The sequence below is a fragment of the Undibacterium sp. RTI2.2 genome, assembly GCF_035018705.1.
Classification (GTDB): domain Bacteria; phylum Pseudomonadota; class Gammaproteobacteria; order Burkholderiales; family Burkholderiaceae_D; genus Undibacterium.
This window is the reverse complement of sequence record NZ_JASJXN010000137.1, coordinates 1-533: the sequence shown is the minus strand read 5'-3', so window position 1 is coordinate 533 and position 533 is coordinate 1. Positions and strand designations below refer to the sequence as shown.

Annotated in this window: 1 protein-coding gene; it reads left to right on the top strand. The window is 52.9% G+C overall.

From position 1 onward, the window contains the following. Positions 1-533, top strand: a 533-nt coding sequence (locus QN395_RS21440; RefSeq protein WP_323493151.1) for an SIS domain-containing protein, incomplete at both ends; no start/stop codon positions are given.

Below are 533 nucleotides of genomic sequence, written 5' to 3'. Positions count from 1 at the left end.
GGCAAGCAAGTACAACGCGAGGTCCGTACCGTGCATGCGCATACCGGTCAGGCAGAATTAGGTCCGTATCGTCATTACATGCAGAAAGAAATTTTCGAGCAACCACGCGCATTGGGCGACACCTTAGAAGGCGTCACAGCCATCATGCCAGAGCTGTTTGGCGACAAGGCGTATAAGGTTTTTAAACAAATCGATAACGTCTTAATCCTCGCCTGCGGCACCAGCTACTATGCAGGCTTGACCGCAAAATACTGGATAGAATCCATCGCCAAAGTCCCAGTCAATGTAGAAATCGCCAGCGAATATCGCTACCGCGATAGCGTACCCAACCCTAATAGCTTGGTCGTCACTATTTCACAAAGCGGAGAGACCGCCGACACCTTGGCAGCACTCAAACATGCGCGTAGTCTGGGGATGGAACACACGCTGACAATCTGCAATGTCAGCACCAGCGCCATGGTGCGCGAATGCGCTCTGGCCTATATCACTCGCGCCGGTGTAGAAGTCGGCGTCGCATCGACCAAAGCCTTCAC